This window comes from Priestia taiwanensis (genome assembly GCF_014638355.1).
Taxonomy (GTDB): domain Bacteria; phylum Bacillota; class Bacilli; order Bacillales; family Bacillaceae_G; genus Priestia_D; species Priestia_D taiwanensis.
The window spans coordinates 131,151-157,467 of record NZ_BMFK01000005.1; the positions used below are offsets into that span (position 1 = coordinate 131,151).

The window sequence follows — 26,317 nt, forward strand, 5'->3', positions numbered from 1 at the left end:
ACACACTTACATTAAACAACATCTTTAATACTATTACAACGTTACAAATATTGCACGCTTGGTTGTTTTTTTTTGATAAAACAGTAAAAAAGAATCATTTACCTTCAAATAAATGTAAATTTAACCCTTTAATTTACAAAGGGAAATCGCTTACAATAGGTTACTTTTTTCCTATTCAGGATTAAAAATGATTCTTATTTTATATTTTTAATAGAAGAAGGAAGAACAATTATTCTTAGAAACTTTTCTACTTATACATAAAAAGCGTACTAGCACATCTTTTTCGATGTGCTAGTACGCTTTTTATTATTTCATCATTTCTTTTACAAGCTTACGATTTCGCTCTTTAAATATATCATTATGTGAAGAAACCATACCATATCCATAGGCATCTGGTTGAATAAATTGTTTCGCTTTATTTACCGCATTCGCAGCATCTTGGAAAGCACCTGCAATTAGATGTAATTTACCATCATGCTTCAAAATATCTCCCGCTGCATAAATACCAGGTATTGATGATTCACTATTCACACTACCTGCAATATAGAAATCTTCTAATCGTTCTATTCCTAACGTACTATTATCTAATAATGTTGTATCTTGTTCATAGCCATGGTTAATAATGACTTCATCAATTGAAAGATATGATACATCACCTGTTTCTTGATTTGTTACTTCTACTTGTTCAATGACTTCATGATTTTCACTAGCGATTAGCTTTGTGATTGTTGTTTGTAACAAACACTCTACCGAACTATTCATTAATTGACTTACCGTTGCTTCATGACCTGATAAGTTTTCTTTGCGATATGTTAAATACACTTTCTTCGCAATCGGTTCTAACTCATTTGCCCAGTCAATTGCAGAATTACCTCCACCAGACACGATAACTACCTTATCTTTAAAATGCTTCAACGATTTCACTGTATAATTTAAATTAGAGACTTCATACCTCTCTGCACCCTCTATTTCTAGCTTTTGTGGCTTTAAAATACCGCTACCAGTTGCGATAATAACTGTTTTTGAGAAATGTTGTGCACCAGATGATGTTTCTAATACAAAAATACCTTCTTCATCTCGTACAATTGACTCTACCTTTTCATTTAATACTACTTCTGGCTGAAATGTTAGTCCTTGTTCTACTAACTGCTTAATTAGCTTTTCTCCAGTTGTTGGCATTAATCCTCCAACATCCCAAATCATTTTCTCAGGATAGACATGTACTTTCCCACCCAATTGTGGTTGAAACTCAATGATCTTTGTTTTCATTTCTCGTAATCCGCTATAAAAAGAAGCATAGAGCCCCGCTGGTCCTCCACCAATAATTGTCACATCAAAAATATCTTTTTGATTCATCTATCCCACTCCTCCGAAACTGATAATCATTCTCATTAGAATATATCGTGTTTTCTCTTTTTTTACAACTATCTATCCTTCCAATTAAAATCTTTGATAAATAATTGACAAAAGGAGATGATACTTTTATAGTATGTATGTTAATGCAATTGAAAATCATTATCATTAATATAAACTACCTTTGGAGGGACTCTTCAGTGAAGAAATTACTAGGCGTATTCGCATTATTATTTGTTTTAGTTATGAGCGCTTGTACAAACGGTTCAAGCGAAAAAGAAAATGCAGCAGAAAGCAAAGAAAAGAAAACAGGAACAATTACATATCAATCAGAAAATGGACCTGTTGAAGTACCCGCAGATCCACAACGTATTGTTGTTCTTTCCACATACGCAGGTAACGCAATGGCGTTAAGTGAAAATGTTGTCGGAGTAGATTCATGGACGAAAGGAAGTCCACTATTCCAAGATAAATTAAAAGATGTAAAAGAAGTATCAGAAGAAAACCTTGAAACAATTATTGAATTAGATCCAGACTTAATTATCAGCTTATCAACTGTAAAAGACTTAAAGAAATTACAAGAAATCGCTCCAACTGTAACGTATACGTACGGAAAAGTTGATTATTTAACACAACATATCGAAATTGGAAAACTATTAAATAAAGAAAAAGAAGCAACAGAATGGGTAAATGACTTCAAGAAGCGTGCTGCCCAAGCAGGAACAGACATTAAAGCGAAAATCGGTGAAGATGCTACCGTTTCAGTAATCGAAAACTTCAACAAAGAGTTATACGTATTTGGCGATAACTGGGGACGCGGTACAGAGATTCTTTACCAAGAAATGAAATTAAAGATGCCTGACAAAGTAAAAGAAATGGCATTAAAAGATGGTTACTATGCAGTATCAGCAGAAGTATTACCTGAGTATGCAGGAGATTATGTGATTTTCAGCAAAAACACAGACAACGATACATCATTCCAAACAACAGAAACATATAAAAACATCCCTGCTGTGAAAAATGGTCGCGTATTTGAAGCAAATGCAAAAGAATTCTTCTTTAACGACCCAATTACATTAGACCGTCAACTAGAGTTCTTCAAGAAGAGCTTTTTAGGACAATAATAAAACGGAGAGGAATTCTTAGTTAAGAATTCCTCTTCCTCGTATATTCTACATAGAGAAAAGGTGTGAAAACATGGGGAAAGACATTCCACGCTCTGCTTTCTTTAGTATTAAATTACTTCTTGCATTCCTTCTACTAGGTATCATGTTTGTCATCGCAATGACATTCGGAGCAGCCGATACAACTGTTCACGATGTTTGGTTGGCAACCATGACCGAAGAAGTTGGCGACAAACTTTCAATGATTCGCGAAATTCGTCTTCCTCGAGAAGTCGGTGCGATTTTCATCGGGGCTGCTCTCGCTGTTTCCGGTGCTATTATGCAAGGTATTACCCGAAATCCACTTGCTGATCCTGGTTTACTTGGTTTAACTGCTGGTGCAAGTGCTGCATTAGCCATTACAATTGCATTAATTCCTTCTGCAAACTATTATGCGATTATGATTGCCTGTTTTATTGGTGCAGCTATTGGAGCAACAATGGTATTTGGAATAAGTATGATGAAGAAAGGCCCTATTTCACCGTTTCGCATTGTACTAGCTGGGGCTGCCGTTTCTGCATTTTTACAAGCTGTTTCTGAAGGAGTCGGAATCTACTTCAAAATTTCAAAAGATGTTTCCATGTGGACTTCTGGTGGCTTAAATGGGACAACTTGGGAACAATTACATATCCTTATCCCAATTATTACAGTTACTATTTTTATTGCTCTTTTCCTTGGAAAACAATTAACGATTCTTAGCTTAAGTGAAGATGTCGCAGTTGGATTAGGGCAGAAAGTTTTTCTTATTAAAATGATACTCTTCCTTGCCATTATCGTATTAGCTGGTGCATCTGTTGCCCTTGTTGGTAACCTGACTTTTCTTGGATTAATTATCCCACATCTTGTGCGTCCGATTGTAGGAAGTGATTATCGCCTGATCATTCCGATGTGCGCTGTCTTAGGTGCTACATTCATGCTTCTAGCTGATACAATTGGACGTACTATTAACGCACCATATGAAACATCTATTGCAGCTATTATCTCAATTGTGGGCTTGCCTTTCTTCTTATATATTTTACGAAAAGGAGGCAACAAAGTCTCATGATGACAGCTAAAAGAAAACAACGTATTTTATTCGTTATCTTACTCACTTTAACACTTATCACAATTATAATTGGTATTGGATTGGGGCCCGCCTCTCTTTCATATGATCGCCTGATTCCAACAATCCTTGGGAACGGTACATTTAAAGAGGAATTCGTCCTCTTTTCCATCCGCCTACCGCGAATTATCATTACATTACTTGCCGGTATGGCACTTGCGTTGTCAGGGTTAATCTTACAAAGTCTGACTAGAAATGATTTAGCTGACCCTGGAATTATTGGAATTAATGCCGGCTCAGGTATCGCTATCTCGATTTTCTTTTTATACTTCCCAATTCAAGCAGATACATTTATCTATGCTTTACCGATTGTTGCCTTTTTAGGTGCTCTTGTAACAGCCTGTCTTATTTACTTTTTTGCTTATGATAAGGAGACCGGGTTACAACCAGCTCGTCTAACGTTAACCGGTGTTGGTTTCTCTTTTGCAATTGCTGGATTAATGATTGTACTAATTTCTTCTGCTGATCGTGCAAAAGTAGACTTCATTGCGAAATGGATAGCAGGAAACATTTGGGGAGATGATTGGTTATTTGTACTTGCTATTCTTCCTTGGCTCGCCATTTTAATTCCTTATATCATCTATAAGGCAAATCGCTTAAACATCTTAGCATTAAGTGAATCTGTAGCGGTTGGACTAGGCATTGCCCTTGAAAAAGAAAGACGTACACTCCTCTTAGCAGCTGTTGCACTTTCTGCTTCAGCCGTATCTGTTACTGGAGGAATTGCTTTCATCGGACTAATGGCTCCGCATATAGCGAAAGCATTAGTTGGACCGAGGCATCAATTATGTATTCCTATTACAATAATGTTAGGCGGTTTGCTTCTTCTCGTGGCTGATACAATTGGACGTAATATTGTTGATCCAAATGGCATACCAGCCGGCATCATGGTTTCCTTAATTGGCGCTCCTTACTTCATGTATTTATTATTCAAAGAGTAACAAAAAGAGTATGCTACAAAATTATAGTTGCTGGCATACTCTCTTTCCAAATTAAACCTTTAATTTCACGTACTGTTTTAAGGCGTAAAAAAACACTCTTATCAAACAATAACAATTCCTTCTCTTCCTCCTTTTTATCCATACACGCATCTTTTTTATCTCGATTTTAAACTATTAATCTATTTAAATAAACTGATTTTTCTGTTAAAATTAACATTAGCTTGAAAAAAATGATTTTAGGGGGAAAAGAAAGTGGAAAAAGCACTTGAAAAACGTTTGAACCGTTCTGAAGTACCTGAAGAATTAACATGGAACCTAACAGATTTATTTGCATCAGATAAGGCTTGGGAAGAATCACTCAAAGAAATAGAAGATACTATTGAACAACTTACTCCATATAAAGGGACTTTACACACTGGCTCAAAAGCATTGCTCGATTGTTTGCTACTCGAAGAGCAATTGTGGATGAAAGTGATGAAATCATGGGCATTTGCTAGCTTAAAAAGCTCAACAGATCAAACAAATCCCATTAACCAAGAAAACTCTGGGAAAATTAGTGCCCTACATACAAAAATGGGCTCTGCCCTTTCCTTTATCCAAGATGAAGTACTTGCATTAGAAGAAGGTGTAATCGAACGATATCTAGAAGAAGAAAAAGCACTTGAACCATTCCGAAAAAATCTGATAGAACTTCTCGAGAAGAAGCCACATCGCCTTTCTCCAGAAACAGAAAAAGCACTTGCTGCACTAGGTGAGGTACTTGGTTCTTCACATAAAATTTATGAAATGGCAAAACTAGCAGATATGGACTTTGCTCCAATCCAAGATAAAAATGGTGATGAGCTTCCTGTATCATTTTCACTATTTGAAAGCCGTTATGAATTCTCTTCTAATATGGAAGTCCGTAGAAAAGCATATAATTCATTTGTTTCAACATTACAAAAATATAAAAATACTGTAGCTGCTAACTATGCAACAGAAGTGAAAAAACAAGTAGCACTTTCTCGTTTACGTAATTATGAATCAGTAACACACATGTTACTAGCTACGCACAAAATTACGCTCGATATGTACAACAATCAAATTGATACAATTTACAAAGAATTAGCTCCTCATATGCGTCGCTATGCGAAGTTAAAAAAAGAAGTACTTGGCCTAGATAAAATGATGTTCTGTGATTTGAAAGCACCGCTGGACCCTGAATTCAATCCAAAGATTACATATGAGGAAGCAAGTAAGCTAATTATTGAATCATTAAAAGTTTTAGGACCTGAATACAGCGACATTATGGAAGAGGGATTCAATAATAGATGGGTAGATCTTGCTGATAATATCGGTAAATCCACAGGTGCATTTTGTTCAAGCCCATATGAAGCTCATCCTTATGTACTCATTACATGGCAGGATAACATGCGTGGATGCTTCACATTAGCACACGAATTTGGGCATGCTGGTCATTTCTACTTAGCGAATAAAAGTCAACGCATTGTAAACGTACGACCTTCCATGTACTTCGTAGAAGCTCCGTCCACAATGAACGAACTGTTATTAGCACAACACTTATTCGCAACAACGGAAGATACGAGGATGCATCGCTGGGTAATCTTACAATTACTCGGTACGTACTATCACAATTTTGTTACACACTTACTAGAAGCCGAATTCCAACGTCGTGTATACGCAGTAGCTGAACAAGGTGGTGCTCTCACTGCAAAAACATTAACAGAAATGAAAACTGCCGTATTAACAGAATTCTGGGGAGATTCCGTTGAAATTGATGAAGGTGCTGGCCTTACTTGGATGCGCCAACCACATTACTACATGGGCCTATACCCATACACATACTCTGCTGGTTTAACAGCATCCACAGCTGTCTCCTTATTAATTAAAGAAGAAGGACAACCTGCTGTGGATCGCTGGCTTGATGTGTTACGTGCAGGTGGCACACAAAAACCACTGGAATTAATGAAGCATGCAGGGGTCGATATGTCAACAACGGCACCAGTGAAGAAAGCAGTTTCGTACGTTGGTTCATTAATTGATGAATTAGAACAATCCTATCAAGCATAAGAAAACGCCTTTCTAGGATAAGAATATCTTGGAAAGGCGTTTTTCAATAAGACGAACTATTGAAATCAACTATTTACTTTTACTAGTGAAGCTACTTTCTTTACCTCATCTGCATCCTGTTTCAGCACATTTTTCACATTTGGACCAAACCATTCTAGTGACGCTTCGATTTCTCCGTTTGCCAAAGCTTCTTCTAAAAACTCGTTATAATTCACTTCTCCTTCAAATAAAGGAACCATTCCTTCCCTTGAGCCAGATGCTGCATACACATTATGCGGTGCGAATACGTCTAAGTATTCACGTGAGGCAATATTTTTAAAATGAAAATGCGAAATAAACGGGCGTAATTGCTTCATTGCTGCTACTGGATCAACACCTGATTCCCACATATGCAACACATCGAAGTTAATTCGTAACGCTGGATGATTCGTTTCTTCTAGAAGACGAAGTGTAGAAGGAAGCGAATCTGTTAATGTAGATGGATGTGTTTCTACAAGTAATTGCTGCCCATTCTCTTCAAAGAATTCACACAATATCCGCAAGCGCTTCGTCAATTCTTTTCGTTTTTCCTCGTTTGTATCTGCACTTCCTTCTTTTCCAACAAAGGTTCTAATCTTATTTGTTCCCCAACGCTTCGCAAGCATAGATACATGCCGCGCTTCTTCCATCATGACTGGATAAGATGCTTCTAACGGTAAATAATCGCTAAGCATACTTGTCTTCAAACCATATGATGCAAGCCAATCAGCACTATAATTATTGTCATCAGCGAGATTTTTTGCATGGACACCCCATAATTCAATTCCTTGGAAACCGGAATCTTTTGCGAAGTGCGCCAGTTGATCAATTGAATAAAGATAGTGGCGGAATGAAATTGTACAAATTGATAGTTTCATCGCATTACCTCTTTTGCTTCCTGACCTGTTTGACGAGTTAACCACTCTTGGAAACATTCTTGTAAACCACGTTTAATCTTAAATTCTAGCTCATTTTGTTCTACTAACTTAGCTTCGATTTCTGATATGAGCGAAAAATCTCCTGTCATTGCCAATTTCATCGCTCGGTATTGAATAGTTGTATACCCTTTCACGAGGCGTTCAATTTCATCACACCATGCTTCAAAGTCATCCTCTTCATAACCAAGATACTCCCAAAAGTAAGCATATGCATGCTCATACGCATACTTTCGAATTGCTAGAACTGGTAACTGCTTCAATGCTTCCGTTAATTGAGATAATCGTTCCTTCTCTTTCCCCGTAGTATACGCCTTTATAATCTTCGCCACAGCATCTGTCATCGGATTATAATCATGTTTCATACATGTATTGAAATATGCTTCAATCGTTTCTCGACTAGGTGCCACAATAGAAGAAGCATTAAAATAGTATCCTCCCTCTACAGACGGCTCCATAATAGCAGCAAGGATTTTCTCTTTTGACAATATACCTTCCCAGCGGAAATCGGGATCATACATGAACCACTCATCTTGCTTCTCTGTCGTTTCTAACATGACATAATGCGGAAACGGACGTTGATGGAACTTATTTTCTCGTTCTGGAAGCATTGATAAATCAAGCATAACCATCACATGTTCGTGTGCTGACTTATTCTCTATCAGCTGGAGCATTGTATCCACATTTTCTTGTTTGGAACGGTCTTCTTTATACCATTTATGCAAAGTAATTCCGTACAACATTTCATACCATGTTTGAAAGAAATCATGGTCAATCTTCTCGGAATGGTACGTTAATACACTGTTTTCTAGTACGTCAAAGTCAGCATCCCATACTCCAAAATAGTACGGACGGTGATCGATACCTGTCGTTTTCTTAATGACTTCACAGACACAACTAACGAAACAATGAACTTTAATCATGGCTGCCTCCTTGTTGTTCCTCTAAGAAACTAGCAAGACTTCCAACTGTTTTGAACGCTTTCGGATCAAGTTCCTCATCCGGAATCTTCACTCCAAGTGTTAACTCAATATGCAGTAGCAGTTGAAGAAGCATAATAGAATCCATATACAAATCTTCATTCAATCTAGCATCCTCATGGAAAGAAGACAACGTTGGTAATTGTAAATGTTGCTCCATAATGGTAAAAATGTTCGTAATGATTTCTTGTCTTGTCATGAGATGAATCCTCCTAATTTCTTTCTGCTTATCTTGCCGTTTGGAAGCTTTTCAATTTCATCGACACGAATGATTTCTACTGGAATTTGGTGAGGTGCAAGACGCTCTCTACACCATTCTCGAATCTCTCCTTCGTCAATATGTCCTGTCGCGACATATTGCACACAGACACGCTCCCCAGAAAGAGGATTTTCCTTTTTATATACCACAGCTTCTACAATTCTAGGCTCGGTCATTAAGGTATTTTCCACTTCTGCTGGATACACATTTAATCCAGCAACATTAATCATATCATCCATCCTTGATAAGAATGATACTACTCCATTTTCAATATATCCAAGATCCTTCGTCGAAATAGTATTCATCGCTGTATGAATAACAATTTCAGCCGGCATATCGATACTTCCTGCTTCTACTTTTACATGGGAAAGTGAATAGCCCATTTCCTTTGCATCTTGCACACCTGGGTGAATAGCAACACATCCCGCCTCTGAACACCCATATTGTTGCAGTACTCGGGAAGATTTTTTATTTAATAATTCCAGCCAATTGGTGGGCATTACTGTACCCGATGTCATAACAGAATGGAACATCTGACTGCTAGGTAAGAAACATGCTAATGTATGAAGCAATACAGGAGCCGCGTATACGATATGATTTGGATATTGCTCTAATTTCTTTAATATATATTTTGGATTCATATTTGTTATGATGATTGGTTCTGCTCCCCTTTTCAAACAAGCTAGGAATCCACTAATTAATCCATAAGAATGAGTAACTGGACATGCTACGATTGATGTTGTTTCAGCATCTATTGGTAATGCTTCTACATAACTTGTAAGTTCTTCTTCAATCGATTCCCATGAACGTTCAATAACTTTTGGCGTACCAGTTGTTCCAGAGCTCATCTGAATAAGAAATCCTTCTCGTTTGTTTTCAGTCGTAGAAATATGTAACGGCATATGTAATGACTGAAAAAGTAAGATGTGACTATGCGTTAATGTCGCTAATCGAATAGCTCCTTCTCTAGGGGTAGAAGAGTGAATCGGAACGACTGACCCACCTTTACGTTGAACATAAAAACATAATGCTAACCATTGAAATGCATCTGACATACATACTGCTATTCGACGATTCTCACATTCTTTTATGTATGGTATTCCTTCAAATACCGCGAATTGTTTTTCTATATCATCTAGTGTGTAATAGTTGTCATCAACAAAAAACATGTTTCTCTCTCCTTCATCCCATCGTCAATTCGTTACGCACGAAATGACGACAGCCCTCTACTTTATATTGAAGCTTTCTTGTGAGAAGTGATTCCACGTAAATATATGGGCTTGTATGCTGTAATTGCTCGTGCCTCGTAAGAAGAGATGGAAAACGCTCCGTATACTCCGCAATTATTTGATTCATTTCTTTCCAGAAATCTTCTTCTCTACATTTACCATATCGATCCATAACGAATGAGATTTCACTAAAGTGGAAGACGAAAAGTGTATCCATAATAAGTTCTCTAAGCGCCTCAACAGAAGACATTGCATATTCTTCATCTAAAGAAGCCATTTTGAATCGCTCATGTACCTCTTCAAAACGAGGAAGAATGTTTTTATCTTGAAGGAACGCCTCTTGGTATTCAATGCTTTCATGAAAATCCCTCAGTACAATACGAGTCGGCCAACCATTTCGATGAAGCAAAATCATATTCTGAGCATGTGCTTCTACTGCGATACCGTGTGCAACAAGTAAATGCCATACTGGAAGAATACTTACTTCCATAAAACGTTTTAACCATTCCTCTACTCCATAACACTCTAACCAATCATCGATAAACAGTCGTTCATCCTGCTCAACCATCATAAGTGCAGTGAAAGGAACAGCCTCTTCTCCTTCTTCCATATACATCCGCACACTTTCCCGCCAGATTGCTCCAATTTGTCCTTCAAGTTGTTTGCTCTTCTCATGCGTTGGTTCAACGATAATTCCCGCATATTCCTCAAGTATGAGCAACGTATCTCGTAAATAAGAATCAGATTGTACAATACCTTTAATCCACTTAGAAATAGAAGGTGCTGCACAAACAGAATGGGCAGTTAGCTTTCTTAACGAAGAAGTATTCACCATATTTAGTGGTAACTTCACATACGCTTTTTCAGGATAATCCACATTCCATAACGTACGCACAGACTGTGTCGCACGGTAAGTATCAACTTGAATAGAAAGCGGAATGATGTCTTCTTCCTGTATATACGCTTCTAGTTCTTCCTTTAAGTTTTTCCATTGCCAAGGATGGATTGGGAGAAAGGTATACTGTTCCATCGTCTTTCCTAGTGCCATGAGTTCCTCTTGCATCTTTTCCAATATTTCAAATCCAAGTTCTCTTTGCCAAAATGCGTCTTCCTCTTCTACCATCGCGATACGCACTATATCTCTTTTGGCTGCAACCCATTGCAACGTAAAAGGTTGTTTCGATTCTGGTCCATAGTTCGCATGATCTTCTAATGTAAAACCCGTACGCGATTTAAAACATGGATGATACGGGTGCCCTTCCACAATTTCTGATTCTAGTTCTTCATACGAAGCCGTTCTTCTTTCAGAAAAAGGCGGAAGGTTTTCTTCATTCCATTCGCATAGTTTAATCGTCTGTTGTAATTCGTGAAGAAGGCGTTCTCTATCTTCACGAATTGACGTAATAGCTCCTACAATTTCCTCTAACGTCGCCTCTTCATACGCACCATTTGCTCGTTGTTGATACACCGCATGCTCTTGAATACGAATGCGGTCAAACGCCATTCTTTTTCCTTCACATTGAAAACAAATGTCTTTCCCGTATATCGTATAGATAGATTTATCTTCTTTCTTCTCCTCTTCGTAAGGAAGAATTCCCTCAAATAAAATCGCTTCAATGAGTTGCCTTCTAACTCGCTGTTCCGCTTTCTTAATACGTAACGACTGCTTCATACTCTTCCTCCTTTCTATAACAGACAAGAGGGTTTGACATCGTTACGTATACCGCCTGCTCAAGATCTGCTTCTAATTCATCTACATCATGGAAACGTGTAAGTAAATTCGCTTTAAATGGTAGTTCTTCTTGCGTTAATAGCATTTGAACAAATGCTTTTCCTTGTCCTTTTAACTTTTTTTCTAATACGTGTAATTGTTCAATTGACCACATAATAAGCTTCTGTTCATCGACAAGTTGATCTGCCCCAAAGCGATGGATAATAGAGAATAATTGATTCATAAATAAGTAATATGTAAATCTTTCTCGAATCAGTGCATCATCATAAAACAATTCACGTGTTTCTTCTAAAGAAGGTTCTGTCATAAGCAATTCTTGCTCATGTGCTTTTGATAAATAATAACCTTGATTATCACGGTAGTAATATACACCTGGATAACCATTTGATAGTCGAATAACGCTATTTTGCTGATGTGCTTCAAGAGCAATACCATGCTCGTCATACAGGCGGATTAATGGTTCAATTGCACACTTCCAGTATTGTTCATACCAATCCATACTTACTTCTTCTTGCAATCTAGATTCAACTTGTGCGATTGTTTCTATTATTTGATGTAACCGTGATTTCACACCCGGTAAAGGCTCCTGTACTAGTGCGGCAATTAGACTAACATCTTTATCTTCCCCTTGTAGAAAAGTATTCGATCTAAGAATAACTTCAAATCCGGACTCTTCTCTACCAGGTAATACCGCGGTAATATATGCTGGATCATGAATAATATGGAAGGATGGATTATTTTCTAGGAAATGAATGCGATCCATCAATTTTGCAATTACTACTCCGGCCTTTAACTCATGATGTCGTGTTACACGTAAAGAGTTTGTTACTTTTACCGGGATAGAAAACTTATACATCCACTCTTCTTCTTCGTTATACACCGTTCGTAAAGAAGACGTTGCAGTAAAGAACTTCCCTAATGGTCCTATATTTTCAATCAGCCCTGCTTGTATCGCTTTCTTCACATGGTCTTGCTGCATTAACCATTCTGCCTGAAGAGGATGCATTGGAATAAGACACTGTTTATGTAATGTTTTCGGTAAATATCCTTTTATTGATTGATAGATTAAATCACTCGTATTTATCGCTAACGCTGATGATTCTTCTATTAATGAACGACTAATATTAAAATAGTGTAATTGAAACTTTCCTTGAAGTTCAGGGGCATAGCTTTCGTGATACCATCCTGCCATCCCTTGTCTACTCTTCGGTGTAGGGTGCAGCCAGTGACCAAAAAGAAGCGCTTGCTCCATCTCAATGAACGTACTCGTTTCACCATACAATCTATCTTTATCTTTCACTCTTTTCTCTATATACGTTCCCATTGTTTGATAACTTTCAATTAATCGTAAAATGAGTTCGTCAAAGTGTGATTGTAATTCATGGCATCCATTGTATTTGGCTGTTGCATGCAATTCTTGAATAAGTGCTAATATGACTGTTAATTTATCTTCTTCATACCATGTATAATCTTGTACACGATATGCAAAACAACGACCGAATGTATGTCTTCCAACTTTAGAACGGTACTTTACTTCAAATACAAATCTTTTTTCTTGCCTTGGTAATTCTAGCTCTAACACATATTCCCCACTTAGAATAGAGACAAAAGAATGCTCTTGTTCCCATTCTTGTCGCTCCTTCCAAGTCCCTGTGCTTACCTCACGAATGTAACTATTTACAAATGCCTGAAATGTTGCATGTTCCGCAATATACTTAGCTGATTGATACATGTATCGTTTCGTCCTTTCGTCAAATCATGCTCTTTCCTCTTTTTCATAAAGAAAAATGTATTTTTACATTATCATACTTGATAATGATTCTCATTTTCAAGTTATATACCTCTATCATAAAAAAATCCCCTTATAGCCTCAACCGCCAAAAGCACTATTTCTATTAGGTATTTCCATTTTCTTCATACCTACATCTTCAATAATAACCATTAAAAACGATCATTTATATCCAAAAACAACCGTAAATTACCTGCTTTTCAACAATTTTATTATTTTACAAAGTTTTTACGCTAATAAAATTGTAAACGCTTGAATTTAATGATAGAATGCTTACTGACAAGTTAACTATGACGGAGATTCGGAGACTCATATTTTCAGCACTTTCTATTTAGGAAAGTGTCAAAAAGTATGGGTTTTTTCTTGTTCGTAGATAATTTTTACCACTTTATTCATCAAGGAGGTTTACACATGTTCAAATTTTTCAAGCCTGCGCCAGCAATCGATCGTTTGCCTGAAGAACGCATTGATGCTGAATACAAAAAGCTTCGATTCCAAGTCTTCATGGGAATTTTCATCGGCTATGCAGCATACTACTTAATTCGTAAGAACTTCTCTATTGCAATGCCATTCTTAATTGAGGAAGAAGGATGGACAAAAACACAACTTGGTTTTGCCTTATCTGCTTTAGCAATTGCATACGGAATTAGTAAATTCTTAATGGCAACCATTTCTGATCGAAGTAATCCACGAATCTTTATGACTGTCGGATTAGTGCTTTCTGCAATTATTAACTTATTAATGGGATTCGTCCCATACTTCACATCTGGCGTAACCATTATGTTTATCATGATTTTCTTAAACGGATGGGTACAAGGAATGGGCTGGCCACCAGCTGGACGTTCACTTGTTCACTGGTATAGTATTAGTGAGCGTGGAAATAAAACAGCTATTTGGAACGTATCACATAACGTAGGTGGAGGCTTAATGGCCCCAGTTGCATTAGCTGGTGTAGCTGTTTTTGCTGGAATGAGTGGCTTCTCTAACACTGGATATGAAGGCGTATTTATCGTACCTGCTCTGGTAGCACTTGTTTGTGCAGTGGTAATGTATTTCTTGATTCGTGATACACCACAATCAGTAGGTTTACCACCAATTGAAGAGTATCGTAATGATTATCCATCAAAAGATAAACAATCATTTGAACAAGAATTATCCGTGAAAGATATTCTTTTCAAATACGTATTAAATAATAAATGGGTATGGGCAATTGCATTTGCTAATATTTTCGTTTATTTTGTTCGTTATGGTGTACTAGACTGGGCACCAACGTATTTAAGTGAAGAAAAAGACTTTAATGTAAAAGAAGCTGGTTTAGCTTATTTCCTATATGAGTGGGCAGGTATCCCTGGAACATTATTATGTGGATGGTTATCAGATAAATTATTCAAAGGTCGTCGTGGACCTGCGGGCTTTGTCTTCATGGTTGGAGTATTAGTGGCAGTTCTTATATACTGGTTTAATCCAGCTGGAAACCCTATGATTGACATGATTTGCTTAGTTGCAATCGGTTTCTTAATCTATGGTCCAGTTATGTTAATTGGTCTTCAAGCGCTTGACTTTGTACCGAAAAAAGCAGCTGGTACTGCAGCTGGTTTAACTGGTTTCTTCGGTTACATCTTCGGTACATTAACAGCTAACGCTTTAATGGGCTTCGTTGTAGACGCAGGTGGTTGGGACGCAGGTTTCATGTTATTAGCTGGTTCTTGTGTTCTTGCAGCGCTTATCTTTGCATTGACTTGGAACGTACGTGGACAAGAAGTTGTAAAGAAATATTCATAATAAAAAAGAAAGCATAAAAATCAGGGTGATTTTTATGCTTTCTTTTTTACTTTCCTTTTTTATCGCCTGTTACATGCTCAAATTTCTCACCCGATACATTAATATCAAATGCTTGGCCAAATCCCACAACATAACGTCCCTCACTTGGAACTAATTCAAATAATGATAAATCAAGTCCACGTAATACCCCCATCATTGGTACACCGTGAATTACTTCAAACTTTGTAAAGACCTCTTCATGTCCTTCATTACCGACATTCATGGCTGTACAGTGGAAGCGAACCCGCTCACGTGCAAACAAATTAGGGGCATCTTGCTCATCTGCTAAGAACATTACACTTACCTTCTTTGTTGCTTCTAAAAAAGCGTAATGCTCCGAGATCTTACTAATGTAAATATAAAACTTCCCATCTTGTTGAACAAACGGAGCATAACTCGTAAATGGATTCCCTTGCTCATCTATCATACTCATTACGACCGTTTTTCTCATCTGTAAAAACTGTACATACTGTTCTTTCTTCTTATTCATATCTACTTGCTTACTCATTTCTTCCTCTCCTCTATACAATCTCTATTATTTTTTAACTGAAAATAATTATCATTATCAATTAGAAATATAACAGACGATCACAATTTCTACAACCACTTATTCCTCCCCTCTAGTTATATCTATTCTATTGCTACTTAAATGGACAAAAATACAAGAAGAGGAAGAGTAATTGAATATGTTAGTAATAAGTAAAAAGAAAGGAGACTTATTCCATGAAAAAGCGAAAAACATTCAAGAGTCTCAAGAATTTCAAAAATTATAAACAACCAAATGAGGATTTATCTCAAGAAGAAAATGCTGAAATTGGAAATGATTACTCTATCAATATTTCCATCTACAATATCAATAATATTGCAACTGGTGGCGGAAGTGCTGGTAACATTGAGAAGCGTGCAGAAGGCGGGGGACAAATCAACGAAAACGTTGGGATCAATGCCAACCAAGGTGGACATAATGCAATTAATGGTAGCGAAAGTTTTAATTTCAAATCACAGTTTGCTAATGGAAATGGTAGAAGTGGCATCGCTGGCAAAGGAAACGACGAGCAAGGTGGCCAAGAAGCAATTAAGATACGGAAACAAATTAAAGATTCCGATATTCAATTTGAAGACAAACAGGAAGAGCAATAAGAAGTTCCCCACTATTTATCTCTCGTGGGGAACTTCTTTTCCGTATTTCCTATTTGATTACCATCTCTTTATTATCAATATGAATGCTTTTCATTCCTTCAAAAAATGGATATTTCCTACTTAAATATTTTTCTAACTCTCCAGTATCATGTGGGAGCTGTGTTAAGTAATACTTTGAACACTCTACCCTTTTTTGAATTTCCTGCTGATTCTGTGTTGTCGAACCATGCCCAGGTATGTGAGTCGTTATTTTATGGTTAAGCAGAATACTTTCAGCTTTATTAATTGTATTTACATAGTCTTCATAACTGCTAAAGATGAACGGAAACTCAATATCAGAAAGATAATCTCCAGAAAGAAATAGACCATAAGGCTCAATCACTGTAAATAAACCATCATTCGTATGATCGGGTGCTTGGTAAAAGGTCATCGTTATCGAATCTAGTTCTAATGTATATCCATCCTCTGAAACGACAATATCTACTATTGGATATACGGGTTGATAGTTTCTATACAAATAATATCGTTGGTCAAATTGTTTCATTTTTTGAATACTTTCTTCTTTTTTTGGATTTTCATCAAATTGTTTAGATGCAATTACCTTAGCTTCTGGGAAGGCACCTGACCCAATAATATGGTCAAAATCGCTATGCGTATAAATAATATATAGTTGTTTATCACCTTTAACGTTGTGTATGTATTCCTTAATTACTTCAATTTCGCTAGGTAACCAATTAGGGTCTGTCATAATTATGGCTTCATTAGTTTGAATAATCGCTGTAGTAGTCATATATAGCTCACTTTGAAAAACTGTAAGATTATCTTTCTGAAATTGAATCATTATGGCCCTTCCTGTCTCCACTAAAATAAGTAGTATTTTAAAGTTAGTCTGTACGCTGATTAAAACTAGAATATCTTAAATTAAAAAATTCGATAATTATCGATAAATTCCTTCTTTAGGAAAAATAGAATTGCATCAGTAAGTAACTGAATTCTTGATGCCTGCGCCGAGTAGTCAATGGCCTAGGCATTTATAATATAAGGATAATTTTGTTTTTGAATAAAAAAAGCATATCGACTATTATCTTTCAAAGAGAAGGTAACTTATATCGACATACCTTTGTAGAATCTCTCTCATCAAAAAAGGTATGCAAAACAACTCTGTTCACATACCTTTTCATCTATTAAGTTAAAAAAACATTTACTTATGGTACGGTTCTCCACGATTAATACGGAATGCACGGTAAATCTGCTCTACTAATACTAAACGCATAAGCGGGTGAGGGAATGTCATCTTCGAAAACGATAATGACTCATTCGATCGCTTCATCACATCTTTACTTAACCCTAGAGATCCACCAATAACGAATGCTACTTTGCTTTTCCCATATGTAGCTAGACGATCTAGATTTGCTGCAAATTCCTCAGATGGCTTTTGCTTCCCTTCAATAGCCAAAGCAATTACGTGCGTATCATCTGATAGTTTATCTAATATTCGTTTTCCTTCTTTATCTTTCACAATCTCCATATCGGCATTACTTAAATTTTCAGGTGCTTTTTCATCGGATAATTCAATAATTTCGACCTTTGCGTAAGCAGATAAGCGCTTTAAATATTCGTCGATACCTTGTTTTAAATACTTTTCTTTTAGTTTTCCAATTGAAATAATTGAGATATTCACAAGTCTTCCCCACTTTACAAACATATTATCCACAGAAGTTATCCACATATCCACAAACCAGATCTATATATGGATATTATTCTTTATGTAGATACAATATATACAGCTTCATTTTGACAATATTCACAGGCTTTCGCTATATTTTGTTCATCTTCGACATTGTGGATAATTGGTGCACACTCATACTCATCCACAATGATATCTAACGCTAATTCAACGTGTTCCATGCAACATGTAATTTTCATGACTATTTCTCTCCTTCATTTCTTACTCTTTCTTACTTTTCCCAATTAAGTTAAAAATGATAAAACAGGAGAAAAATGTCTCCTGTTTTATCATACTTTGTACTACTATTAATTATAAGTAATGCATCTTTGTTGGCACTTTAGGATCTGTATCGTATATATGAAAGGCTTGTCCAACTGCCAAGCCTTTCTTTTCTAATGTTTGGGAAACAGTTAGTCTTGCAAGTTCTTTCATGTTGTTATCTTGGCTTAAATGGGCTAAATAAATCCCTTTCGTCTGGTCTCCAATAACATCTGCCATTGCAAGAGCTGCATCTTCATTCGAAACGTGACCAAAATCACCTAATATTCGACGTTTAATGTTCCAAGGATATCTTCCCATTCGAAGCATCTCGACATCATGATTACTTTCAAACACATAGGCATCGGCATGTTGAATAACACCTTTCATTCTATCGCTCACATATCCTGTGTCTGTAATATGAACAAGCTTCTTCCCTTGTTGATGAAAAATATAGAACATCGGCTCTGCTGCATCATGTGATACACCAAATGATTCAACATCTATATCCCCAAATGTTTTCACTGTTCCTGTATCAAAAATAAACTTCTGATCTGTGCTTACCTCACCAATTAATGGCTCCATTGCACGCCACGTTTTCTCATTTGCATAAATCGGTAGTTTATACTTCCTAGCTAAAATCCCTACGCCTTTAATATGATCACTATGCTCATGTGTAACCAATATACCAGAAAGATTCTTTATCTCCTCTCCAACTTCGTTAAAGAGAGATTCCATTGCTTTTCCACTTAGCCCTGCATCTACTAACAGTTTTTCTTTCTCTGTTCCTACATACAAAGCATTTCCGGTACTCCCACTCGCGAGTACACTAAAATGCAAATTCATTTTGTTCACTCCAATTATCTTTCTCTCCATAGTTATATACCTGTAACTTTAATGATTTCTTTTTTTCTCAGCTACTATATCCTCGGCATCCAGAATATCATCTTGTTTCTTCTCTAATATACTCAGCTGACTATTAGATTCATCTAATGGATTTTTCATTACTTTAATATGTTGTCCACTAATTGCATGGACGTAGAACTCTGATTTATCTTCCAATACAAAATACCAAACAGGTCCTATAATTTGCAGGTCTTTATCTCTAAACGATCGATAATAACCTGAATCTACCGATACAATTGTACTTTTAGATTTTATAATATTCCCTACAACTAAGGTTTCTAACGCTTTGAACGCTGATATTTGTTTTTTTCCCTCAAATTCCTCAAAATCTTCATCCATTTCGACCATCGTTTGCGTATAATTAGTAATATATCGATTCTCATCATAAAAAACAACAACCATTGCATCCGAGTTATTATATATTTCTTCTCCATTTTTCGTTTGAACAAGATAGATTTTACCTCGAGAGTCTTTTTCATCCTTCTCTTCTTTCCAATAAACATATTCTTCACCTTTATAAATATGTTTCTTAGCAAATTCTTTGAAGAATGTTGTTAACTGGAGTTTAGATTTCCCATCAATTTCTATTGGTTGTTCCAGTTTACTTATAATTCTTGTTTTATCTGATTCAACCAATTTTGCCTGTTGATTCTCTAATAACTCCACATCACTCTCTTTAAATTGCTTTGGTGTCGCTTTAAATTCCTTCAAGTTACTAGGCTCTTTAGAAATAATATTGTCGTTATACGTAATCTCGCTGTCTTTTAATAACTCTTCAACAGTTTGTTTCGTAATATGGTCTAACTGACTTTTTTCACGACGAGATAAAAACTCCTGTGCAAGAAGCGTATTTAATATAAGGAAGGTAATGATAAAGATTGTTTTTATTTTACTCCAATCCATCCAATTTCCCCCCTTCGCCTAACTTGTAATACACCATCTTTGTTGGATTATTTTTAGCAGGGTATTTAAATACCCAACACGGTTTTAACTCAAGTACCGTTGTTCCATCTACATCAATGTTTACAGCTTCTTTCTGAGTCATTTCATATCCAATTCGAATATCTTGCACAGACTCAAAATCAACTTCCGGATTATTCTTTAATGATTTTATAAATGTTTCACCGCTCGGCAATGTCTCTTCATGCCCTGGATTTTTACTTAGTGTATAAAGAGGACTCTTATATAAAATAATGTCGTCTTTACTGAATTGTTGTGTAATTGTTGTACTTGTGAATAATGGGATAGATTTTTCTATAAATAAACGGAACGTTGTCTCCCCTATATCTGGATTCCATTCATCAAAGAAATACCCTTCATCTAACCAACCTTCATGTACACTCGTAAATTCGATACTTTTATGAAGAAGCGCACTACCTGCTAATTTAGGTCCATTTATAATCGTATTATCTAGGAAAAAGAAGCTTCGATTCTCTTTGTCTACTTGTAAAATCTGTGTTCCATCTGTAAATGTTGTACTGTCTTTTCCATTGAGTTTTTTATATGGTCTTCCTTGAAATAACGCACCTGCAAAACGGTTTACGTGTACTGGTTCTAAATTCACATAGTATTTATCTAGTTTTCGCTCTTTTACAGGTAAATAGACCATTTTCTTATCTTCGCCGTGGAGCTCATATTCAATGTGTTCATCCACATTGGACGGAAAGTAATCTTGTACATATTTAAACGTATTTTCTAATTCTGATGAAAACATTGCTCTCAATATTTTTTTCTCGTTATAAGAAATAAAGTATACTTTGTACGCCTCTCCTGAATTTCTTACTGAATCAATTACAATACGATCAATATTAGTCTCTTTGCTACTCTTTATGTCGTAAATTTTCCCCACAATCTCCATCGGTATTTCAGCAGAAAAAACAAGCTCTATTTTATCAGAACCATTTATATACGAATTAAATGGTGTTTTCCCCAAATCATTGGAAATATCTTTTACCTCTTCAAACTCTCCGTTCATTAATAATTGATTCACCGAGTCAATATTTTCTCTTTTATCACTAACATAATGTTTTCCATTTATATGATAGGCAACTTGATGTGGCTGGATTACATCCGCCTCTTTCTTCATATCCGTTTCCTTTACCTTGGATATATCTTCTGTTGCTTTTTCTAAATCTGTCTGGTATGTCCACAAATTCCATGTTAAGAAGATACTAATAATCACTAAATTTGTTAATAAAATCGATTTAAACTTTTCTAAATTCATATCCATTCATCCTCTTGGACACTTTCCATCGGGAGTGTAAAGTAAATGGTTGTGCCCTTTCCTTCCTCACTTGTCGCCCAAATACGGCCACCATGAGCGTGAATCATTTCCTTGGCAATAGCAAGACCAAGCCCTGTTCCACCTAACTTACGTGTACGTGCTTTGTCGACACGATAGAAACGATCAAAGATTTTTAATAAGTTATCTTTTGGAATTCCCACACCTTGATCACTAATGCTTACTTCGAGCATGTTTCCTCGTTCTTTCAAACGATACGTAATCGTTCCACCTTCTGGAGAATATTTTAATGCATTAGAAATAATGTTATATAGTACTTGCGTAACTTTATCTTCGTCGATTTCAACAAATCTTGCTTGTTTCGAGAACTTACGATTAAAAACAACATTTTGCTCTTTAGACATCTCAAAACGATCAATAATACGATTAAAGAAGTCTGTAAAGTTTACGAACTCTTTCATAAGGCGATAATCTGTCGCATCTAATTTCGATAATTGGAGCAAGTCATTTACAAGACGAATCATTCGCTCTGTTTCCTCTTGTGTAACAGCTAAGAAATTCGGTGCAAGGTTCTCATCTTTCCACGCTCCGTCCCCTAATGCTTCTAAATAACTGCGCATTGTCGTTAACGGCGTACGTAATTCATGAGATACATTCGCAACAAACTCACGTCGTTCTTGTTCGATTTTCTCTTGTTCTGTTACATCATATAAAACAATAATTAGTCCGTTAATTTTTCCTGTTTCTTTTTGGATAACAGAGAAGCTTGCTCGTAATATATATGGTTTATTACGCGTGCTAAAATCTAATAATACATCATCAGGTTCGTTAAACAAACTTTCTAACGAATACCCTTCTTTATCCTCTAAGTCTAAAATAGATAAGATAAATTCATTTAACGCTGTTTCACGTGAAACATTCAGCATTTCTTCAGCAGGGTCATTTAATAGAATAATTCGTCCTTTTCGATCTGTAGCAATAACACCATCTGTCATATGCGCAAGGACAGATGTTAATTTTCGACGTTCTCCCTCTGTAGAAGCGTGTGCTTGCTGTAGTTTTTTTGATAAGTTATTAAATGCAAGAGATAGCTGTCCAATTTCATCATTTCCATACACTTTTACTTTTCGTGAGAAATTTCCTTTTGCCATCTCTAACGCTTGTTTTCTTATATCTGATATCGGTCTTGTAATAGCTCTTGCTAAGAGAATTCCAATCGCAACCGTAATAGCAATTGCAATCATTGTCCCTGTCGCAAAAATTAAATTAATTTGTTTCAATTGATCATATACTTCCTTCATGGAAGCTGATACATAAAGAATTCCAATTGTTTCGTCATTATCATTTTTAATTAAAGATGTCATAATTTGAACGCGTTCATTCGTCTTCGGATCTAACTTCTCTTCTTGTATCGGATTGCCCAATATAATTCGATTAATAGACAAGTCCGTTGTACGCTGATCAACAATTTCTTGATTTTCAGCATCTGAAGTCCCTAGAATGATTCCGTTAGGATTAATTACTTTCACCGTAATATTTTCCTTCTCAAATTCTGTCACGAGTAGTTGCTCTAAGTCTTGTTGAACGGTTCTTTGGCCTTGAGGTGATTTATCATCCTTACTTCGATCTTTCGTTAATTCCTGCTTTACACTATAGTTAAGAATCGTTACGCGATCTTTTAAGGAGGTTGTAAAACTTGTTAATAATCTTTCTTCTAACTGATTTACGAAATACATCCCAATAATTTGCATAGCGACCATTATTAAGAGAATATATGTGAGTACAAATTTTAAATGGATCGATTGAAAAAAACGTACTTTCTTCATTTTTTATTCTTGCTCCGGATCGCGAAGATAATATCCGACACCTCGTCGTGTAACAATTAACAATGGATGGCTTGGATTATCCTCGATTTTTTCACGTAAACGTCGAACCGTTACATCAACTGTACGTACATCACCAAAATAGTCATATCCCCAAACCGTTTGTAATAAGTGCTCACGTGTCATTACTTGGCCAATGTTCTTTGCTAAATAATGTAGCAATTCAAATTCACGATGTGTCAACTCAATTGTTTGACCGTTTTTCGTCACTAAATACGCATTCGGATTAATTGTGATTGCCCCTATTTGAATTTCAGTTACTACTTCTTTATCTACAACTTCCACTGGTTGATGGCGTCTTAAATTAGCTTTTACCCTTGCTAACAACTCGCGTGTACTAAATGGCTTTGTCACGTAATCATCAGCACCCATCTCTAATCCGAGAACCTTATCTAATTCAGAGTCTTTAGCCGTTAACATAATAATAGGAATTTCAAAACTCTTTCTTACTTCTCGACATACTTCCAGTCCATCTTTTTGCGGCAACATAATATCTAATAAGATTAAATCTGGCTGTACTTCCTTTACCTTGTCGATAGCTTCTTGACCATCGTAAACACACGTAATATCATATCCCTCTTTCTCAAGATTAAACTTTAATATATCTGCAATTGGCTTTTCATCGTCTACAACTAAAATCTTTTTATTCATCTGTTACTTTCACCCTTTCGCTTTTCTATCTTTTATTTTCGTTAGATAGAAATAACATTGTTTAAACAAAACCCTCTAGCATCTCTGCTAGAGGGATCGTATATATTCTATTGTAAAAGAAGCAAAATCATTTGTAAAATACAAAAAAGATACCACGTATAAAGGTATCTTTTTTTGAGTGGCTCGGGACGGAATCGAACCGCCGACACGAGGATTTTCAGTCCTCTGCTCTACCGACTGAGCTACCGAGCCAAAATTTATATATAAAAAAATGGCGGTCCCGACCGGGATCGAACCGGCGATCTCCTGCGTGACAGGCAGGCATGTTAACCGCTACACCACGGGACCTATACATGTTGTGTAAAGAAAAAGATGACCCGTACGGGATTCGAACCCGTGTTACCGCCGTGAAAGGGCGGTGTCTTAACCGCTTGACCAACGGGCCATATTTAGAAAAAAATGGTGAGCCATGAAGGACTCGAACCTTCGACCCTCTGATTAAAAGTCAGATGCTCTACCGACTGAGCTAATGGCTCTTTTTCTTGAACACAAGAAGTATCTTACCATAGCATCGTTACTTGTTGCAATACTTTTTTACAAAAAAATGTTCTTTTCGCTAAATTTCTTCTTCCGACTAATTTCAGTGTATTAAAAAAAGCTACTGATGATACCATCAGTAGCTTTTCTTTCTATACTATATCATCCACCGTATACGTTACGAATAACATTCGTTTGATTACGATCTGGACCTACAGAGAATACAGAAATTTGTACGCCTGTTAGTTGAGATACACGCTCTACATAATGTCGTGCATTTGCAGGAAGTTCATCTAATGTTTTCACACCTGTTACATCTTCTGTCCAACCTGGTAACTCTTCATATACAGGCTCACATTGTGATAATTGTTTTAAGCTTGCAGGGAATTCTTTAATTACTTCACCGTTGTACTTGTAAGCAACACAAATTTTTAACGTTTCAATACCTGTTAATACATCAATAGAGTTTAATGATAAGTCAGTAATACCACTTACACGACGAGCGTGACGTACAACTACACTATCAAACCACCCAACGCGACGTGGGCGACCAGTTGTTGTTCCGTATTCACGGCCTACTTCACGGATTTGGTGACCAATCTCATCATGTAATTCTGTTGGGAATGCACCTTCTCCAACACGAGTTGTATATGCTTTACATACACCAATTACACGATCAATTTTCGATGGACCAACACCAGAACCGATTGCTACACCACCAGCAACTGGATTCGATGATGTCACGAATGGATACGTACCTTGGTCGATATCTAACATAACACCTTGCGCACCTTCAAATAATACACGACGTCCTTCGTCAATTGCATCATTTAATACAACAGATGTGTCACAAATATATTTCTTAATTTGTTGTCCATATTCGTAGTATTCTGCTGCTAATTCTTCTGCATCGAATCCTTCTGCATCATACATTTTTTCAAATAGACGGTTTTTCGCCTCTACATTTGCTCTTACTTTGGCGAAGAATTCTTCTTCATCAAGTAAGTCTGCCATACGGATACCCATACGAGCTGCTTTATCCATGTAAGCTGGTCCAATACCTTTACATGTTGTACCAATTTTATTATCACCTTTTGCATCCTCTTCTAAACGATCTTGCTTTAAGTGATAAGGTAAGATAACGTGCGCACGATTACTAATACGTAGATTATCTGTTGATACACCGCGCTCATGTAAATATTCTAATTCTGTAAGTAAAGCCTTTGGATCTACTACCATTCCATTACCGATTACACAAATTTTGTCGCTATAGAAAATCCCTGAAGGAATTAAATGTAATTTATATTTTACTCCATTGAAGACAATTGTATGTCCCGCATTATTTCCACCTTGATATCTTGCTACTACTTCTGCATGATTCGAAAGAAAATCTGTAATCTTTCCTTTCCCCTCATCTCCCCACTGTGTTCCAACAACAACAACTGAAGACATAGTAAAGCACCTCCGTACATTTGCGTTTTTATTTTTTTAAAACGATTTCCATCTAATAGTGTATCAGAACAAGGAAAAAAGTCAATAAAAAACGAACATTTATGAAAGTGTCTAACTTTTCATTCGT

General features: G+C 36.4%; 23 protein-coding genes and 4 tRNA genes. 6 read left to right on the plus strand and 21 right to left on the minus strand.

Annotation, left to right across the window (positions count from 1 at the left end; translation table 11 throughout):
* Positions 1-306: 306 nt before the first annotated feature.
* Positions 307-1,356: an NAD(P)/FAD-dependent oxidoreductase gene (locus IEV41_RS17695; protein WP_188389844.1), complete on the minus strand. Its 1,050-nt coding sequence runs from the start codon at positions 1,354-1,356 to the stop codon at positions 307-309.
* 242 nt (positions 1,357-1,598) lie between these two features.
* On the opposite strand from IEV41_RS17695, the gene IEV41_RS17700 reads away from it, so the two are divergent.
* The 4 genes from IEV41_RS17700 (at position 1,599) to pepF (ending at position 6,629) form a co-directional block, all read left to right on the plus strand.
* On the plus strand, positions 1,599-2,477 hold the full coding sequence (locus IEV41_RS17700; RefSeq protein WP_229722284.1) for an iron-hydroxamate ABC transporter substrate-binding protein: 879 nt from the start codon (positions 1,599-1,601) through the stop codon (positions 2,475-2,477).
* Between the two features lie 73 nt (positions 2,478-2,550).
* Positions 2,551-3,561, plus strand: coding sequence for a FecCD family ABC transporter permease (locus IEV41_RS17705; protein ID WP_188389846.1), 1,011 nt, complete (start codon positions 2,551-2,553; stop codon positions 3,559-3,561).
* The gene (locus IEV41_RS17710; RefSeq protein WP_188389847.1) at positions 3,558-4,559 is read left to right on the plus strand and encodes a FecCD family ABC transporter permease; all 1,002 of its coding nucleotides are present in this window, start codon (positions 3,558-3,560) and stop codon (positions 4,557-4,559) included. Before IEV41_RS17705 ends, IEV41_RS17710 begins: the two co-directional genes overlap by 4 nt.
* Before the next feature lie 252 nt (positions 4,560-4,811).
* Positions 4,812-6,629 carry an oligoendopeptidase F gene (gene pepF, locus IEV41_RS17715; RefSeq protein ID WP_188389848.1) on the plus strand — a complete coding sequence of 606 codons (1,818 nt, stop codon included), beginning with the start codon at positions 4,812-4,814 and terminating at the stop codon, positions 6,627-6,629.
* A 65-nt stretch (positions 6,630-6,694) separates the two neighbouring features.
* Here pepF and IEV41_RS17720 read toward each other — a convergent pair whose 3' ends face one another.
* The 6 genes from IEV41_RS17720 to IEV41_RS17745 are packed head-to-tail and all read right to left on the minus strand — an operon-like array spanning position 6,695 to position 13,514.
* Entirely contained in the window at positions 6,695-7,525 is an 831-nt protein-coding gene (locus IEV41_RS17720) for a sugar phosphate isomerase/epimerase family protein (protein ID WP_188389849.1), read from the minus strand.
* Positions 7,522-8,505: a DUF6005 family protein gene (locus IEV41_RS17725; protein WP_188389850.1), complete on the minus strand. Its 984-nt coding sequence runs from the start codon at positions 8,503-8,505 to the stop codon at positions 7,522-7,524. The genes IEV41_RS17720 and IEV41_RS17725 overlap by 4 nt, the downstream gene beginning before the upstream one ends.
* Positions 8,498-8,761, minus strand: coding sequence for a petrobactin biosynthesis protein AsbD (asbD, locus tag IEV41_RS17730; protein WP_188389851.1), 264 nt, complete (start codon positions 8,759-8,761; stop codon positions 8,498-8,500). Before asbD ends, IEV41_RS17725 begins: the two co-directional genes overlap by 8 nt.
* Positions 8,758-9,990: an AMP-binding protein gene (locus tag IEV41_RS17735; RefSeq protein WP_188389852.1), complete on the minus strand. Its 1,233-nt coding sequence runs from the start codon at positions 9,988-9,990 to the stop codon at positions 8,758-8,760. Before IEV41_RS17735 ends, asbD begins: the two co-directional genes overlap by 4 nt.
* A 13-nt stretch (positions 9,991-10,003) precedes the next feature.
* A complete protein-coding gene (locus IEV41_RS17740; RefSeq protein ID WP_188389853.1) occupies positions 10,004-11,722 on the minus strand; it encodes an IucA/IucC family protein in 1,719 nt (572 codons plus the stop codon).
* On the minus strand, positions 11,700-13,514 hold the full coding sequence (locus IEV41_RS17745) for an IucA/IucC family protein (RefSeq protein WP_188389854.1): 1,815 nt from the start codon (positions 13,512-13,514) through the stop codon (positions 11,700-11,702). Before IEV41_RS17745 ends, IEV41_RS17740 begins: the two co-directional genes overlap by 23 nt.
* A gap of 468 nt (positions 13,515-13,982) precedes the next feature.
* Here IEV41_RS17745 and glpT point away from each other — a divergent pair, with 468 nt between their 5' ends.
* Positions 13,983-15,353, plus strand: coding sequence for a glycerol-3-phosphate transporter (gene glpT / locus IEV41_RS17750; protein WP_188389855.1), 1,371 nt, complete (start codon positions 13,983-13,985; stop codon positions 15,351-15,353).
* A gap of 46 nt (positions 15,354-15,399) precedes the next feature.
* On the opposite strand, the gene IEV41_RS17755 is transcribed toward glpT, so the two are convergent.
* The gene (locus IEV41_RS17755; protein WP_188389856.1) at positions 15,400-15,900 is read right to left on the minus strand and encodes a HugZ family pyridoxamine 5'-phosphate oxidase; all 501 of its coding nucleotides are present in this window, start codon (positions 15,898-15,900) and stop codon (positions 15,400-15,402) included.
* Positions 15,901-16,115: 215 nt separating this feature from the next.
* Between IEV41_RS17755 and IEV41_RS17760 the strand changes: the two genes are divergently transcribed.
* Positions 16,116-16,532, plus strand: coding sequence for a hypothetical protein (locus IEV41_RS17760; protein ID WP_188389857.1), 417 nt, complete (start codon positions 16,116-16,118; stop codon positions 16,530-16,532).
* A 49-nt stretch (positions 16,533-16,581) separates the two neighbouring features.
* Here IEV41_RS17760 and IEV41_RS17765 read toward each other — a convergent pair whose 3' ends face one another.
* The 13 genes from IEV41_RS17765 to IEV41_RS17825 all read right to left on the minus strand — a co-directional run bounded on the left by IEV41_RS17765 (position 16,582) and on the right by IEV41_RS17825 (position 26,190).
* Positions 16,582-17,373: an MBL fold metallo-hydrolase gene (locus tag IEV41_RS17765; protein ID WP_188389858.1), complete on the minus strand. Its 792-nt coding sequence runs from the start codon at positions 17,371-17,373 to the stop codon at positions 16,582-16,584.
* 360 nt (positions 17,374-17,733) lie between these two features.
* Positions 17,734-18,213, minus strand: a complete 480-nt coding sequence (gene rlmH / locus IEV41_RS17770) for a 23S rRNA (pseudouridine(1915)-N(3))-methyltransferase RlmH (RefSeq protein ID WP_188389897.1) — start codon at positions 18,211-18,213, stop codon at positions 17,734-17,736.
* Between the two features lie 83 nt (positions 18,214-18,296).
* Positions 18,297-18,458 (minus strand): CxxH/CxxC protein, encoded by a 162-nt coding sequence (locus IEV41_RS17775; RefSeq protein WP_188389859.1) that lies wholly within the window; start codon positions 18,456-18,458, stop codon positions 18,297-18,299.
* A gap of 112 nt (positions 18,459-18,570) precedes the next feature.
* Positions 18,571-19,365 (minus strand): exodeoxyribonuclease YycJ, encoded by a 795-nt coding sequence (gene yycJ, locus IEV41_RS17780; RefSeq protein ID WP_188389860.1) that lies wholly within the window; start codon positions 19,363-19,365, stop codon positions 18,571-18,573.
* Between the two features lie 48 nt (positions 19,366-19,413).
* Positions 19,414-20,328 carry a two-component system regulatory protein YycI gene (locus IEV41_RS17785; protein ID WP_188389861.1) on the minus strand — a complete coding sequence of 305 codons (915 nt, stop codon included), beginning with the start codon at positions 20,326-20,328 and terminating at the stop codon, positions 19,414-19,416.
* Complete coding sequence (locus IEV41_RS17790) at positions 20,315-21,649, minus strand: YycH family regulatory protein (RefSeq protein ID WP_188389862.1); 1,335 nt, start codon at positions 21,647-21,649, stop codon at positions 20,315-20,317. Before IEV41_RS17790 ends, IEV41_RS17785 begins: the two co-directional genes overlap by 14 nt.
* A complete protein-coding gene (gene walK, locus IEV41_RS17795) occupies positions 21,646-23,493 on the minus strand; it encodes a cell wall metabolism sensor histidine kinase WalK (RefSeq protein ID WP_188389863.1) in 1,848 nt (615 codons plus the stop codon). Before walK ends, IEV41_RS17790 begins: the two co-directional genes overlap by 4 nt.
* A 3-nt stretch (positions 23,494-23,496) precedes the next feature.
* A complete protein-coding gene (gene yycF / locus IEV41_RS17800; protein WP_188389864.1) occupies positions 23,497-24,201 on the minus strand; it encodes a response regulator YycF in 705 nt (234 codons plus the stop codon).
* 179 nt (positions 24,202-24,380) lie between these two features.
* Positions 24,381-24,453, minus strand: a tRNA-Phe gene (locus IEV41_RS17805).
* 20 nt (positions 24,454-24,473) lie between these two features.
* Positions 24,474-24,549: transfer RNA gene (locus tag IEV41_RS17810), tRNA-Asp, on the minus strand.
* A gap of 25 nt (positions 24,550-24,574) precedes the next feature.
* Positions 24,575-24,646, minus strand: a tRNA-Glu gene (locus IEV41_RS17815).
* Between the two features lie 15 nt (positions 24,647-24,661).
* Positions 24,662-24,737, minus strand: a tRNA-Lys gene (locus IEV41_RS17820).
* 163 nt (positions 24,738-24,900) lie between these two features.
* Positions 24,901-26,190 carry an adenylosuccinate synthase gene (locus tag IEV41_RS17825; protein WP_188389865.1) on the minus strand — a complete coding sequence of 430 codons (1,290 nt, stop codon included), beginning with the start codon at positions 26,188-26,190 and terminating at the stop codon, positions 24,901-24,903.
* Positions 26,191-26,317: the final 127 nt, after the last annotated feature.

What these genes read in the sequence shown, in the direction of transcription:
- IEV41_RS17705 (WP_188389846.1), top strand. Translation starts at nt 2,551, where the DNA reads ATGGGGAAAGACATTCCACGCTCTGCTTTCTTTAGTATTAAATTACTT.
- IEV41_RS17710 (WP_188389847.1), top strand. Translation starts at nt 3,558, where the DNA reads ATGATGACAGCTAAAAGAAAACAACGTATTTTATTCGTTATCTTACTC.
- asbD (WP_188389851.1), bottom strand. Translation starts at nt 8,761, where the DNA reads ATGACAAGACAAGAAATCATTACGAACATTTTTACCATTATGGAGCAA.
- IEV41_RS17775 (WP_188389859.1), bottom strand. Translation starts at nt 18,458, where the DNA reads ATGAAAATTACATGTTGCATGGAACACGTTGAATTAGCGTTAGATATC.
- yycJ (WP_188389860.1), bottom strand. Translation starts at nt 19,365, where the DNA reads ATGAATTTGCATTTTAGTGTACTCGCGAGTGGGAGTACCGGAAATGCT.
- IEV41_RS17695 (WP_188389844.1), bottom strand. Translation starts at nt 1,356, where the DNA reads ATGAATCAAAAAGATATTTTTGATGTGACAATTATTGGTGGAGGACCA.
- walK (WP_188389863.1), bottom strand. Translation starts at nt 23,493, where the DNA reads ATGAAGAAAGTACGTTTTTTTCAATCGATCCATTTAAAATTTGTACTC.
- IEV41_RS17735 (WP_188389852.1), bottom strand. Translation starts at nt 9,990, where the DNA reads ATGTTTTTTGTTGATGACAACTATTACACACTAGATGATATAGAAAAA.
- yycF (WP_188389864.1), bottom strand. Translation starts at nt 24,201, where the DNA reads ATGAATAAAAAGATTTTAGTTGTAGACGATGAAAAGCCAATTGCAGAT.
- IEV41_RS17765 (WP_188389858.1), bottom strand. Translation starts at nt 17,373, where the DNA reads ATGATTCAATTTCAGAAAGATAATCTTACAGTTTTTCAAAGTGAGCTA.
- IEV41_RS17825 (WP_188389865.1), bottom strand. Translation starts at nt 26,190, where the DNA reads ATGTCTTCAGTTGTTGTTGTTGGAACACAGTGGGGAGATGAGGGGAAA.
- IEV41_RS17790 (WP_188389862.1), bottom strand. Translation starts at nt 21,649, where the DNA reads ATGAATTTAGAAAAGTTTAAATCGATTTTATTAACAAATTTAGTGATT.
- glpT (WP_188389855.1), top strand. Translation starts at nt 13,983, where the DNA reads ATGTTCAAATTTTTCAAGCCTGCGCCAGCAATCGATCGTTTGCCTGAA.
- IEV41_RS17725 (WP_188389850.1), bottom strand. Translation starts at nt 8,505, where the DNA reads ATGATTAAAGTTCATTGTTTCGTTAGTTGTGTCTGTGAAGTCATTAAG.
- IEV41_RS17740 (WP_188389853.1), bottom strand. Translation starts at nt 11,722, where the DNA reads ATGAAGCAGTCGTTACGTATTAAGAAAGCGGAACAGCGAGTTAGAAGG.
- IEV41_RS17700 (WP_229722284.1), top strand. Translation starts at nt 1,599, where the DNA reads ATGAGCGCTTGTACAAACGGTTCAAGCGAAAAAGAAAATGCAGCAGAA.
- IEV41_RS17760 (WP_188389857.1), top strand. Translation starts at nt 16,116, where the DNA reads ATGAAAAAGCGAAAAACATTCAAGAGTCTCAAGAATTTCAAAAATTAT.
- IEV41_RS17720 (WP_188389849.1), bottom strand. Translation starts at nt 7,525, where the DNA reads ATGAAACTATCAATTTGTACAATTTCATTCCGCCACTATCTTTATTCA.
- IEV41_RS17785 (WP_188389861.1), bottom strand. Translation starts at nt 20,328, where the DNA reads ATGGATTGGAGTAAAATAAAAACAATCTTTATCATTACCTTCCTTATA.
- IEV41_RS17755 (WP_188389856.1), bottom strand. Translation starts at nt 15,900, where the DNA reads ATGAGTAAGCAAGTAGATATGAATAAGAAGAAAGAACAGTATGTACAG.
- IEV41_RS17745 (WP_188389854.1), bottom strand. Translation starts at nt 13,514, where the DNA reads ATGTATCAATCAGCTAAGTATATTGCGGAACATGCAACATTTCAGGCA.